Source organism: Bartonella bacilliformis KC583, from assembly GCF_000015445.1.
Taxonomy (GTDB): Bacteria; Pseudomonadota; Alphaproteobacteria; order Rhizobiales; family Rhizobiaceae; genus Bartonella; species Bartonella bacilliformis.
In genome coordinates this window covers 1,094,317-1,107,500 of the sequence record NC_008783.1, presented here as the reverse complement: position 1 = coordinate 1,107,500, position 13,184 = coordinate 1,094,317, and the positions used below count along the sequence as shown (strand labels likewise).

The window sequence follows — 13,184 nt, the reverse complement described above, 5'->3', positions numbered from 1 at the left end:
TGGGAAGTCTTTATTTATGGAACACATCTCCTTATGCTGTTTCCATTAATCTAAATGCTTATGATACTATCTTATAATATTATTATAATACTAATTGTATCATTAGAATCTTTCAATTTTTGACTATTCTCTCCCTCTACTTCTGTAACAGGAACTTCAAGATTCGCTAGGAGAAAGATTTTTATGCAGAAGAATACTAGAGAGTTTAAGCATTGACATGAAGAATAAGGCAAAAGGCAAGAAGTTGCAGTTTTTTATTTTTCTAAAAAACACGCGGAAGAGGCGTAATAAGGGGGTAAGAGACTGAAAGATATAGAATACAAAACCGATAATAAAGACAAAAAAAGAACACAAAAGAGACATTATCTGATTGACAATTATGGCCGAAATGTGTACTGATTAATCCGTAATCAGGATCCTTCAATGGGATCCTTCAATGGGATCCTTCAATGGGATCCTTTGTAAATTTAATTATTTATGGAGAAATTTATCTCATGAAACGTATCGTTCTCGTTGCAGCTTTATGTTCTGCTTTGTCTTCAGTAATAGTACCAGTAACCGCTAATGCACTGCCGGTGGGGGGTGGTTGGGGTACTGTGAGGGATAAAGTAGTGGGTGCACTTGTAACAGAAGGTAATTTGGGAGAAGGAGGGAGAGCCATTCTTGAAAAAATTGTTGTTCCTAGTAGAAAAAACCTGTTTGAATACAAAGATAAAGCGTTTGAAATTCAAGAACGCTATCGTAGTATTATTTCCGCTCTTGGGTTGAGGGTTAGTTGTGGGTTGTTAAACCCGGACAGATATAGTGGCCAAAGATGGATGTCATGCGAGTTTAAGTAATTGTGAAGCGTCGTTATAATAAAAGAGGCTCTTGGAAAAGCAAGAGTCCTGCTGCGCGAGATTCGCAGTCTCATGAAGAAACACCATTGTGTTAGCAGCTGAGGTTTAGGGAAAACAGAGTGAGTTAGATTTATCTTCTGTTTTTCCTTATTAATTTTTTGTAAGCATCTTATAATGATGGTTACTTATAGGTACAGATAAGCATAGATTGTAAATCTAATGTTGATACTGATATAAAAGTTTAATCTTTATCATGGGGATCCTCTCCTGTATAAAACTCAGGATAATTATCAAGAGTAAAAGACTCGTGAAGCTTGTTGCTCTGCCTTATCGATTGCGCTCTAAAACTTAAAACACAGGCTTTAAGCACCTTATTGGATCGCACATCTGCCACTGAGACACTGATTAAAAAGCGCTGCTCTTGGAAAAAGGCCACTGCCTCTTCTCCCATCTCCTTCTCCCGTGCAATCTCTTTGCGACAAATAAAAATCTAAAGGAATCTCATATCTCAAAGCCATTTGAGTTGTTGCAAGTGAATTAAGTATTAGAGCGCCTCCACGTGTAAGATCATTTAACACTCCTTCTACTGTTGTTATTGGAGTAAGACGTTGTAGGTATTGCTCAAAAGTTGTTCCAACTGTATTTGTAGGGATTAATACGAGCCCATCCCTTGTTCGCAAAATAGGTTGAGCATGGCCAGATGTTCCTGTAGAGCTTGTTCTCACCATTGCAAGATACCAAAGTGTGCCACTAGGAGCAGTAAGCATATTTTGAATTATGCTTCTCATCTCTTCACGTGTTCTAGCAACAGCTGAAGGTCTCCAGTCATAATTGGGCAATAATATGAGTGCTGCTGAACGACCTATTCTCGTTGTTCGTGTATAGTCACTCTCTCCTGTGTGCAAAGGGACATTAATATAATTTTCTGTGCTACGTAGCCTTTCTGCAAGCAGAGGGAATCTTGCGTGAAAGGAAATAAATAGATTTCTATTAGGAGCTGTATTAAAGAAATAGCCTGCTCCATCTGGAAGAGGTCCTCTTGGATAACGTGTTTGTAATTCAGCAAGCATTTGTAAAGTCTGCAGCATGCAGGGGCCGCAATAGGCAATTCTTGGTGTTGTGCCATGAACATTACTTCTAGCAATCTGCCATAGTCTTTCTTTCCATTCCTCAGTGAGTTCAAAACTAGGAGGTAACGATCGTTTTTCTCGTATGTGAGCCGTCTGGGTAACATTCTTCTTTGTTCCAGGAGCCGGGCAATAAGTAAGCGTATCCCCTAAATTCCCATTGACAAAGCGGTTCCACCGTTCAATGTCGTACTCAAAAATAAAATCAGAGGTAGGGTGATTATATTGCGATTCTTGTTTAGTAATATAATCACTTGTAGCGGTGTAAGGGAAACCCCAATTGGAGCCGTATTGGGTAAGTCTTAACAGATTGCCTAGATAATCCAAAATAGGACCTTCGTTTCCGTTTAACTGAGAAATATCCCAAAAACCAATATCTTTGTCTTCTGTGTTGTGGGAAATAGTTTCCTTACATGATAACCACCTTACCCAATCCCAACTTTCTGATTGAGCTTGTTGGGAAACCATGCAAGACATTGCTCCAGAGGAAGGAAAATACCGAGCAAGGTGACCATTTTCTGGATTATAATAAAGATCAAATAGTTCTGCTCGAGATCCATCGTCTGTAACATAATATCTAGTCTGGGTAGGACTACTGATAAAGTTCCAACCTAAGAAAGTTTTTGTATTAAGGTTCACAGGAGGAGCTACAGTGTTTGCCCACTTATCCATCCCGATAAGGGTATGATCATAGTAATCGCCTGAGTTTTTTGAAATATAAGCGTACCATTTGTAATCTTTAACCCGGAATTTTTTATCAGCTGTATACAAAGCATTTTCTTTAATGATCCAGCGTTGATTAGCATCATTGATGACACAAGGTCTTAATAAGAGATAATCCCAATCTTCTGTAGACTTTCCATCAATGCCTGTTACAGAGCTAGGAGCCGTCATACATAGCCAAACATTATTCACATTCCAAGCTATTCGTTGAAAGACATCATATCGAGCAGATGGAGCCCTGGAAGAAGAACAACGGTTAAGGTAAACATAGCTTTCACCATTTACAAATGTTGGCGTATAACAATATTCATATCCTGTATGAACCCGGACACGAATAGCTTCATCATGAGCGGTATCAGTAGGGGGTTGAATGGGAGAAGAAGGAATGGGAGCCGCAACAGAAATATGAAGCGTCTGTAATAAAATAAAAAAAAATAACAACAGCTTCAATTCCATTTTTGTTATTTTTTACCATAGATCATTGTAATATTAACAAACTAAGCGAGAAATTCTGTTTGAATATCTTCTTTCTGAAAGTTTTTTCTCTGAATAGAAAGCCTTTCAGCATTTGAGATATAAGTAAGACTAATTTATGTCTTTGCGTTTATATTAAATTTTTGTGATAAACAGCTTGAATATTTACATAACTTAAAATCAGTATATGTTTCGGAGAAACATGAGGGATCATGATTAGCTATCAAGGTATAAAATGATATCTCGCTTAATGCGACGGATAGGAAGTACTGATTATATTTTTGTTTATTCTTGATCTTGAATGTCTAAATATACTTAACGCGATCTGCACTCATTCAAAGAATTAAAAGGCTGTACTATTTCGTAATATAGACAATATTGTTTCAATGAGTTATCATTGAAAGAGTTTAGGAACATTCATTTTTTTAACAATTGTTAATTTTCATTGAATAGAACATCTTCCACTTAAACACTGATTAATGAAAGAGCTTCTTGGAAGTTTTTTATTGCCTCTTCTACCATCACCTTCTCCAGTACAATTGCTTTGAGATACGTACAGACTCAAAGGAATTTCATCTAATTGAGTCATTTGAAAAAATGCAATTGACCGAGTTTGAATTCTAGTGCTACTGCCTCGCAAAAGTTCAAAAAGCACTATCTGTGGATCTGTTATAGGGGTAAAATACCCTCTGAATTGCTCCAAAGTTGTACCAGATGTGTTGGTAGGTAATATTATGATTCCGTTTCCTGTTCTTATAATAGGTTGGACATGACCAAGGAAGAGGCCTCGTTCATCTTGTCTGATAGCTACAGAAAACCAAGTTGTTCCAGCAGGAGCACGCAATATATCTCTAATCCTGCTTATCATCTCTTCGTGAGTTCTTGCAAGAGTCAAAGGCCTCCATTCATATTGAGGTAACATCGTTAATGCCATTGCACGAGCTAATCTACTCATTCGTGTTACAAAATCTTCTCCTACATGGTAAGGCCTATCATGATTAAGACGTATAGTTTCAAGTCTTCGTGTAAGATCAGGAAATCTAGTACGAAGTGAGATAAATGGATCCACACCTTCTTGTGTATTAAAGAAATAACCTTCTCCGTTTTGAAAGGGTTCTCTTTGATGACGTTCTTGTAATTCAGCAAGTATTTGCATAGTTTGCACCATACAGGGGCCACAAAGGCCAATTGTTTCTAAGCCCATAGGGGTACTGCTTACGGCAATTTCCCATAGTCTTCTTTTCCATTGATCGGTAAAATGAAAATCAGGAGGTAAAGATCGTTTTACTCGTGTTTTAGCAATATTCTCCTTTGTTCCAGGAGCAGGGCAATAAGCAAGTGTGTCCCCTAAATTCCCATTGACATAGCGATACCATCTCTCCATGTCATAAGAAAAAATAAAGTTAGATTTTGGAGAGTTTGTTGTGTCTTTTTCAAGGTAATCAGGCTTAGCTGTGTAGGGGGAACCCCAACTGGAGCCATATTGGGTCACTCTTAAAAAATTACCTTTATAATCCGTAAGTGTTCCTTCACGTCTAGCAAACAAAGAAATGTCCCAGGATGCAATGTCTTGTTTAGCAGTGACAGTATCTTTATCGTTGCACAACAGCCATTTGACCCAATTCCAATCATCGGAAGGAGCTTGTTGAGAAACCATACAAGACATCGCTCCCGTGGAAGGAAAATATCTGGCAATGCGGCCATTTTCAGGATTGTAGTAAAGATCAAAAACGTCTGATTTAGATCCATCATCTGTTATGTAGTACCTAGAGAAGCTAGGGCCACTTGCAAAATTCCAGCCTATGAATGTTTTGAGATTAATATTCACAGGAGTAGCCACAATTTTTTCCCACTGATTCATTGTAGGAATTAAGGTATGATCGTAGTAATCATTCGGGTTTTTGGAAATATAAGTATACCATTTATAATCTTTCACACGGAAATTTTTATTGGCTGTATAGAAGGCATCTTGTTTAATGATCCATTGTTGGTTGGGATCATTGATTACACAAGGTCTTAATAAAATATAATCCCACTTAGCTGTAGATTTTTCACCAATACCTGTAACTGAACTAGGGGCTGTCATACATAGCCAAACACCATTGATCTTCCAGGCTATTCTTCGAAAGAGATCATATCTGGCCACTTTACCATAATTGCAATCCCCGATGTAAACGTAACTTTCCCCATTCACAAATGTTGGGGTGTAGCAATATTCTTTCCCTGTATGGACTTTAACACGAATAGCTCTGTCACCAGGTTCCTGAGGAGGTTTTTGTATGATTTGAGGAGGAATAGGAGCAGCAAAAGAAGTATGAAGAGTTAATAATAAGCTCAAGAAGAATAATAGCAGCTTCAATTGCATTTTTTTCCTTTTGACTTTCTCCCCTCTGTGATTGTTTATAAATTAGTCGAATAACTCTGCTTTTAAAGGTCAATTTGATGAAGTTTGCAGAGGTGAGTCGGAAAATCTTATTCCCTTACGTTGATTATATGATCCTTTATTTAAAAAAACGATCAGTAAAATCAATGTTTTTAATATTTAAAAAAACAAAATGGTGCCCAGAAGAGGTGTACGTCTTATATAAGAAAATCAAATGGTTATATCCAAATGAGGGATTATACGGCTATTGATTTTATTGAATTTTTTTAGCCTCTATCCCTCATTTTTTGAAGCTTTTTTATGGTTTCTAGAGCCAGTCTTTTACGATCTGCGCTCTTGGTGTAAAGAGATGCCATGTTGTCTTCAGTCCATCCAAAAATTGCTTTCAGTTGTGCTACTGTTGCTCCTGCATTGGCTGCCCTTGTTGCTGCTAATTTTCTTAATCCATGAGCTGATTTTTTAACGTTGGCTACGTTACAAGCTTCTCTGAATACATTACCAAAACCCTCTTTGGTTAGTTTCTTACCGTTTTTGCCACAGATAAATGTTTCTTCACCAATTGGGCCAATTTCAAGGGTTTCAGCTAATTCAGGTAAAATAGGAAGAAAGACGTCCATTTGAAATTTGCTTTTTTCCGTTTTTATATGAATAATATTATCTGTTACATCTTTCCAGCCAATTCGTATTGCATCACCACGTCGTAAGCCTGTGTACAGAAGAATATCAATCCAAACACGTTCATGAGTTCCCAATGGCCAATGATAATAATATTTGTCTATGTCCGCTTCAGACCAAACGATAAATCCATCTTTATTTTTTAACGGTGGAGCTTTGACACCAAGAGTAGAATTTTTTTCTAACAGACCTTGTTCCATTGCCCATTTGAAAAGGCTATTCAAAGCCTTTAGGAAATTTTGGGCAGTAGCAGGTGTTTCTTTTCGTCGTTCAACACCTGCTATGATATGTTTTTTCTGTATCACTTTATAGGAGAGATGACCTATAGAATCTAAAACTTTCATCAAAATGAGTTCTTTTTGTCTCTTGGTTGATTTGGCAAGGCTATACCAATTGACACTGTTAAAATACTGTGTCAGTAGCCACGCAAAAGAGCCTTCAACAGGAGCCCCTGGTTTCGATAAAGGGAGTGTACGTCCTTCTAGTTCAGAGAGCGCAGTTTTATAGTTGTTGATGAATTCTTGCGTTCCATACGCTCCACGTACTCTCCGTCTTGGGCCATGGCCAATACGGACATACCATACAGTTTACCATATTGTGTGATTTGTTTTACAAGATGAGGTGGTCGTGTTTTTGGCATGTATATAGCCCTATAAGATGATTTCAGAGGTATCATCATTTAAGAGATCCCAGAAATTATCAGGATGCATAGCTGTATTGGATACTCCGATCCCAGGTTTTAAATAGATTAATAATTCGCCAGTTGGCTTAATTTCCATCAATTCACAGCCTTGTTTTTTAGCTTCTCGTAAGGCACGAGCAATAGCAGGCTGTGTTATGGTCGGTAGTCTATGAGCCATGTTGAATATCCTTTTAATTTTTGGGCGCAATTCGCTCGTGGCGTGAAGCACGCATAGTTAGAAATAGTTGTGAGAAGGGTGAGAACGCTTTAGGGGGAAGAAAAGTGCTCCCTATTTCTTAAGCAGCTTTGATGCCGATCTGCTCTATGTCTTGTTCGATTTCTGTCAAGAATCTCTCGACAGCTTTATTAATGTGTTCAATCTGCTCATCATCGCGGTTCATACGTTGAACTTTCATCCGTAATATGGCTGACTGGTCTGTAAACCGTGGATCGTAGCTTACAAAATCGCACCATTTTCTTCCTGTACAGGCCATTTGGAACTGCATTTGTAAGAGATAATTCAGGTTTGATATCGCCATTCAGGAAAAAGCGTAGATGCGTTGTTGATTGAGGACATTTAATCTCAATTAATCCATCTTTCCCGATCAGACCATCAGGGCTGGCTCCAGCCATTTTAAATGTTGGATGGGATATGAAACCGCATCGGGTTACATGGGGATCATAGATGAAACTGTATTCCTCAATGGCTTCATCTTCATGCTCAACGCCCCATTGCATCGCTTGTGTTTCATAAGATGGGTTGATTTGACCTATTAAGCGTTCTGTGATGAGTTTAATTTTATAGTTTTCATATTTGCTGGTTGGTAAACCTTTCACTGTTCTGTTGACGACATAGTCAATGTTTGAAGCTGTCACTTTTCCTAACCGTGCTTGAAACCATTCAGCTGTTCTTTATTCATGTTACGTTCCGTTTATTGTGGTGTTGGGAAGCTTTGAATGCGTTGTCTGTCTTTCAAACTATTCAAAGCCATTTGTGCTTGATAATCGGACATTTCTGCAATGCTATTTGCTTTGACGAAAGCTAACATTCTTATTTCATTGGCATGAGTTGTTTTGATTAACTGTTTGATTTCAGTAACTTGTTGAGGAGATGCAGGCATAACAGTCTCTAAGCTGTTGCCATCTAAATCATCGTCTCTGCTCGCGACATTGAGCAACATGCCTAACAAATAACGGCGAGCATAGGTGATTGTCGAGCCAATAGACTGGATGCTTATTTTGGAACCGGCTCCATTAATAGGAAATTCTCCATCTGTTGAAACTTTGTGACCAGAGGGATGTGCCAGTGTTATTTCTATCACAATATTTGTTGTGGTTTGGCTTTTAATTTTAGAAAAGAGAGCAAATCGGTGTTTTGCCAGAGCCTCTTTAACCCCGTCGATATAATAATCAAGAGTGGCAATATTTACCTATTGGTAAAGTTATTTGTAGCGTTTTTGATGATTTCTTTGCATTCAGATTGCATCGCTGAAAGATCAGACACGAATTTTTCATAGCATTGTCGATCGATCTCTTTTTCTCTCAAAGCAATGAGATGTTCTATACGGTTCATATCCACATCGTTCTCTAAGGCTTTATCGAGAATTTTATCTAAAGCTGTGGTTTTGATTTCTAAGTTTTCTGATTGTTGAGTTATTGTTGAGCTTTGTTCATTCATGTCTCACATCCTTAATTTGGAGCGCACTTCCTCTGTGGCGTGCAGAACGTATTGTGTTAAATAGCTATAAGATTGCTGTAAAATTGCTCTTTAGAGCGATGATGATGTCAATTAATGCATACTGTTTTTGCGTAATTCTTGTGAAAGAACGCTTAAACCTTTAGATGTGATTTTTGCTTGAGCTATAGTTAACTCAGAACCATCTGGCTTAGTTATTATTGTCATGTGATAATCTATCACTCCGATATTCATTTTGTCTTGATGAGGAATGAAAGAACTTTTAACAGTTCTTTTGTAGATCCATTTTTTTTCTTGCAATCGATTGAACAAATCCTTTGGACGCATTTCAAGAATTTTTGCTGCATCTGTAATACACAACAAGCCATCTGAGCGAGATAATTGCTCAAGGGCTTGTGCTTTTGGTTCTAATTTGGCAATGACATTGTCTTTGCGTTCATTTTCGCTTTTTAAATATGTCACAAAGCCAAGCATCACCTCAGGATTGGAGTAATCGATACGAGGTGCAGCTATCTGTTTTGCAAGCTTTTCGTACTCGATGAAATAGTGTCGTGCCTGTCTGCCTTTCTCGTTGCGTTCAACCATGGAAAGTTCTTTTGCCATGTCTAAGGTGAGAGCATAATCCTTAGAAGGGCGGCCGCCTTGGAGGTTTTCACCAATTTGGGGGAAAACTATAAAATCCTGATTTTCTTGAAAATTATACTCCTTAACACGATTTTTAATCCATGTTGGAAAGTCACGGCCCACTTCTAAAAAGACACGCAGCTCACGCGCATTAACAGTTTGGATTGTGTCTTGTTTAATTGTATTGTGCTGAATAGTGATAAGCTCTTCCATTGCGAACCTCATAGAGATAGGATTAGTTAGTCAAGAGTGATTGATTTCAAGCGCTTTAGAAGTCGTCACGCTAAATCATAAGCACGCAAGCGGTGTTGCTGCTCATATCTGCCGTAGATGATATCATTGGACTTTTGTGCTTTTTGCTCTTTTAGAAATTCAGCATATGCATTGCTATTTTCAATAAATGGATGCTCAACAGCTCCATCAAGACAGATGCTGTTATCACGGATATAGGTTTCTGCAATCTCTTCGGAAAAATCTTCATAATGTTTAGTTTCAAGGTCTACACGAAAGATCTGTTCAGCGCTCTCTGTACCTTTTAGTGCTTCCAAAATTTCAAATTCATCATAAAAGGGTCCAGATTGAGCAATGTGCTTGCTCTCCATCGCTGTACGTAATTAATAAGATTTCATCTGGATTCACAAAAATTGGTTTTTTCATCTTTTCCCCCTCGCGCTCTATTGGAAATTGAATATGTATTGTTTATAAGCTCATATTTCATTTTTTACAAAATATGTCAATAATAAAATTCAGAAAATATGAATTTTATACAGGTGGAGAATAAGGAATGGACAAAAAAATGCTAAAAAACTTTGGAATGGCAGGGATAAAAAGGTGATAGCTGCTATTATTTTTTGTCTGAGTGCTCAGAATTCTGAAGAATCGTTAAAACGGCTTGCTGAACTTCAGGCTTTGCTTGATAAAAAAGACTAACAAATTGCCCAGATTCTTGAATTAAAAAAGGTGGAATTTCACCGAAAAAATTAATAATCTTTATTAACTCATCTGCTTTTATTATACGATTTTTTTCTGAGTTTTCTAACATGCTGGTTATGGAAGATGGCAATACACCTAGGTATTCCGCCAGCATTTTTTTACTACCGTGTCCTTTTTTAGCTAACTGCTCTTTAAGCCATAATTTTAATTGTTCACGTTCCATAGAATAAAACTCCTTCAGATTAAACGAAAAATCAACGTATAAAATTATGAAACTTATCATTGGCAAAATTCATAATTTACGAAATTATATGAGTGTGAAAAAATTCAGAGTTTATGGATTAGTATTAATGATGAAACAAGAACCTGCATATACTATCATAAAATTTTTAAGGGGGGCTAATAAGGTCTCATGCATTTTACATAAAAGTAAGGGGTCTATTTATCGTACTACCTATTCTAAGGAAAAAGGAGGCTCCAATGGGTTATTTCCTGCACCTTATCAAGCAAATGACTCAATTATGCTCAACGACACAGCATTGATTTACGACTAGAAGATTTCTTTTATCCTGAACGCTTGCAGGCCATTAATACGAAAAAAGAAAATATTCAAAACACCTTTCTGTGTAGATAATTCCAGCTTGCACACAAAGCCGCACCAACACACACAATTATAATATACGTATAATATACGGAATGGTTCACTTTTCAACGTATCAGTTAAAGGGGTGAATGCGTTTTTGCGATTTAGCCTGTGTGTTTCAAAGGACATGTACCACAAGATGATAATGCAGCAGACACTTTAGCAATTTAAATTTAATTACAGAAGGGGGGTATGAAGTGAAACTTTCAATCATTATTGATATCATGAGCGCTGCAGAAGTTTCCGCTGAGAAAATTCTTTTATGCGTTAAATTATATGATCAGGAAGAAGCAGCAAAGAGATCAAAAAAAGCCTCTCTTGCTGTGCAGGCTCGTTGGGAAAAACAAAAGGCTGAAGAGGCGACATCTGTTACGTCTAGTTATGTATTTGATGACATCAATCATACTGAAGATACAGTAGTGTGTAATGATACGAGTGTATACAATAATACTAAAATACTAACGTATCTTTAGTATACTCTAGTATAGTTTCCAGTAATCATGACTGTGACACAAAAGATAAAAAATCTTATGAAAATCAATATGTTGATGATGGATTGAAGGAGAATTCAAAGTGTTTTGAACCCTCCGTTTGTGATGAAGATCCAACTAACACAAAAAAAGAAAGAAAGAAAAGGTCCCCCCATACCCCCTAAAAGAAATAAATAAAAAATACCCAAAGGGTGCGCGCGTGCGCGTACACGTGAGGAACAGGATTTTGATTTTTCTGCTAACTTGGAAAAGATCACAACAGGCTTGATCAAATCTCCCCCCTTGTGTTTTGCAAAAAACCATTTGGAACCTGCTCAAGAAATTACGCTATCTCGAAAACGCACAAAACGCGGCTGTCGCTTACCAGAGAACTATGAACCTGATCGAGAAGCTGCTGTTACGCTTGGCTTACCGCCAGAACGCGTTGCGTTAGAAATCGCAAAATTCAGAGATTATTGGCTTGCGAAAGCTGGAGCACATGCCACGAAAGTGGATTGGTATCGGACGTGGCGCAATTGGGTGAGAACTGCAATAGAGCAATTGGACAAGAGGAAACACTATGGAAACTCAAATAATTCTCAAAGCGGGGGACAGCGTGGCTGGAGTCATAGCGTTGCACGATACATGTCCACTATCAAAGATTCGTCAGATCTCTACAGCATTTTACGCGATGAGGATGACAAAACCGCCGTTTCTTTGGGCTCGAGGCAAGAAGCCTTCCCTTTCAGAGGCGAAGAAAATTATCTCTTTGGGACATAAAGCTTTGACAATCCTTGATGAAAAGGCTGCGAAAGAAGATTTGAGTGCAATGTTTCGGTTACTTTCTGGTGTTCTTAAGCATCAATCTACTGCAGACGCGAAAGCAACAGCAACGGCTTATCTTCTCTCGCTCAATGGTGTGAGTCATTGGGCACTCAAGACGGCAACCAGGGATATCATGAAAAGGAAGGCAGAGGGGTTATCAAAAACATTCATGCCTTCTGCTCCAGAGCTTTATGCTTATTGTGACAAACTTGAGAGAGATATCCGAGGCTGTGTTGAGTATGTTTTCAAAGTCCTGGAGAAATCTGAAACGGTTTCTTGGGATAATTTTGCAATTTAGCAAAATATTGGGAAGTGCTGATAGGTTTTGGGTTGGATGATGCTTTAAATCGCCATACAAGCTAACCGAAAGAGATTTGAAAGTTTTTTGATGAATGCACCAGAAATTTTAAAACGCACTGTGTGAGTCAATTTAAGCCAAATAAAGGCATATACTAAAAATAACCTAAAAGCTGCCATTAAGAGAGAGATTATGGAAATTGTGAAACGTTGGTTCTCCAAAGACAATAAACCACAAGAGCGGTTTGTTGCAACAGCCATTGGCCATGTCCCTTGGGGTCTTGGCTCTGCTGAGTATTTTTATAATCTGTATGAATATGAAGACGGGAGGCGAGAGTTTGAGGCATTTGAAGGTTTTCAGTTTTATGATGTACCAGAAAAGGCAGACTTTAGCACTAAAGCACAAGTGAAAGCATGGATATACGGTGGTAATTTGCCAAAAACCGCTCTCAATCTTGAACCCCTCATAGAGGAAATCAATAAAGGCATTAAAAAGCATTCAGCTAATTGCACAGAGGTACTGTAAAATCGTCTTTCAGGGGTGAGGAGGATGTCAATATTTTTTCACTCTAACTTTTGCACTGGGAACTTCAAGATCCACTGGCAGCAAGGTTTTTGCTTAGACAAATTTCAGAAAGGTTGAGAGTTCACCTTACGAAAGAGAGCAACGAATTGCAGTTTTTCTTCTTAAGAAGAATACGAGAAATAGCTCTATAAGAGGCTGAGAGAAAATAGAACACAAAACGGACATTGTTATGTTTACAATTGTAGCCAAAATGTGTACCGCCTTATT

General features: G+C 37.9%; 12 protein-coding genes and 2 pseudogenes. 4 read left to right on the top strand and 10 right to left on the bottom strand.

The window, feature by feature from the left end:
- The first annotated feature begins 494 nt into the window (after window positions 1-494).
- The gene (locus BARBAKC583_RS05240) at window positions 495-839 is read left to right on the top strand and encodes a hypothetical protein (RefSeq protein WP_225866723.1); all 345 of its coding nucleotides are present in this window, start codon (window positions 495-497) and stop codon (window positions 837-839) included.
- A gap of 371 nt (window positions 840-1,210) precedes the next feature.
- On the opposite strand, the gene BARBAKC583_RS05235 is transcribed toward BARBAKC583_RS05240, so the two are convergent.
- The 10 genes and pseudogenes from BARBAKC583_RS05235 to BARBAKC583_RS05170 form a co-directional block, all read right to left on the bottom strand.
- On the bottom strand, window positions 1,211-3,145 hold the full coding sequence (locus BARBAKC583_RS05235) for a DUF1561 family protein (RefSeq protein WP_005767656.1): 1,935 nt from the start codon (window positions 3,143-3,145) through the stop codon (window positions 1,211-1,213).
- Window positions 3,146-3,605: 460 nt separating this feature from the next.
- Window positions 3,606-5,528, bottom strand: a complete 1,923-nt coding sequence (locus BARBAKC583_RS05230) for a DUF1561 family protein (RefSeq protein ID WP_005767654.1) — start codon at window positions 5,526-5,528, stop codon at window positions 3,606-3,608.
- 284 nt (window positions 5,529-5,812) lie between these two features.
- A pseudogene (locus BARBAKC583_RS05215) lies at window positions 5,813-6,861 on the bottom strand (tyrosine-type recombinase/integrase).
- Between the two features lie 10 nt (window positions 6,862-6,871).
- Entirely contained in the window at window positions 6,872-7,081 is a 210-nt protein-coding gene (locus tag BARBAKC583_RS05210) for a hypothetical protein (protein WP_005767646.1), read from the bottom strand.
- A 118-nt stretch (window positions 7,082-7,199) separates the two neighbouring features.
- A pseudogene (locus BARBAKC583_RS05190) lies at window positions 7,200-7,779 on the bottom strand (lambda exonuclease family protein).
- 56 nt (window positions 7,780-7,835) lie between these two features.
- Entirely contained in the window at window positions 7,836-8,252 is a 417-nt protein-coding gene (locus tag BARBAKC583_RS07125; RefSeq protein WP_236822979.1) for an ERF family protein, read from the bottom strand.
- 77 nt (window positions 8,253-8,329) lie between these two features.
- A complete protein-coding gene (locus BARBAKC583_RS07120; protein WP_225866722.1) occupies window positions 8,330-8,581 on the bottom strand; it encodes a hypothetical protein in 252 nt (83 codons plus the stop codon).
- Window positions 8,582-8,692: 111 nt separating this feature from the next.
- Window positions 8,693-9,436 carry a phage antirepressor Ant gene (locus BARBAKC583_RS05180; RefSeq protein ID WP_005767639.1) on the bottom strand — a complete coding sequence of 248 codons (744 nt, stop codon included), beginning with the start codon at window positions 9,434-9,436 and terminating at the stop codon, window positions 8,693-8,695.
- Window positions 9,437-9,501: 65 nt separating this feature from the next.
- Window positions 9,502-9,825: a hypothetical protein gene (locus tag BARBAKC583_RS05175; RefSeq protein WP_005767638.1), complete on the bottom strand. Its 324-nt coding sequence runs from the start codon at window positions 9,823-9,825 to the stop codon at window positions 9,502-9,504.
- Between the two features lie 242 nt (window positions 9,826-10,067).
- On the bottom strand, window positions 10,068-10,379 hold the full coding sequence (locus tag BARBAKC583_RS05170) for a helix-turn-helix domain-containing protein (protein ID WP_005767636.1): 312 nt from the start codon (window positions 10,377-10,379) through the stop codon (window positions 10,068-10,070).
- A 617-nt stretch (window positions 10,380-10,996) separates the two neighbouring features.
- Here BARBAKC583_RS05170 and BARBAKC583_RS05160 point away from each other — a divergent pair.
- The 3 genes from BARBAKC583_RS05160 to BARBAKC583_RS05140 all read left to right on the top strand — a co-directional run bounded on the left by BARBAKC583_RS05160 (window position 10,997) and on the right by BARBAKC583_RS05140 (window position 12,917).
- Complete coding sequence (locus BARBAKC583_RS05160) at window positions 10,997-11,272, top strand: hypothetical protein (RefSeq protein ID WP_005767633.1); 276 nt, start codon at window positions 10,997-10,999, stop codon at window positions 11,270-11,272.
- 577 nt (window positions 11,273-11,849) lie between these two features.
- The gene (locus tag BARBAKC583_RS05145) at window positions 11,850-12,392 is read left to right on the top strand and encodes a hypothetical protein (protein ID WP_172952862.1); all 543 of its coding nucleotides are present in this window, start codon (window positions 11,850-11,852) and stop codon (window positions 12,390-12,392) included.
- Between the two features lie 192 nt (window positions 12,393-12,584).
- A complete protein-coding gene (locus BARBAKC583_RS05140; RefSeq protein ID WP_005767625.1) occupies window positions 12,585-12,917 on the top strand; it encodes a hypothetical protein in 333 nt (110 codons plus the stop codon).
- The last annotated feature ends 267 nt before the right edge of the window (window positions 12,918-13,184 follow it).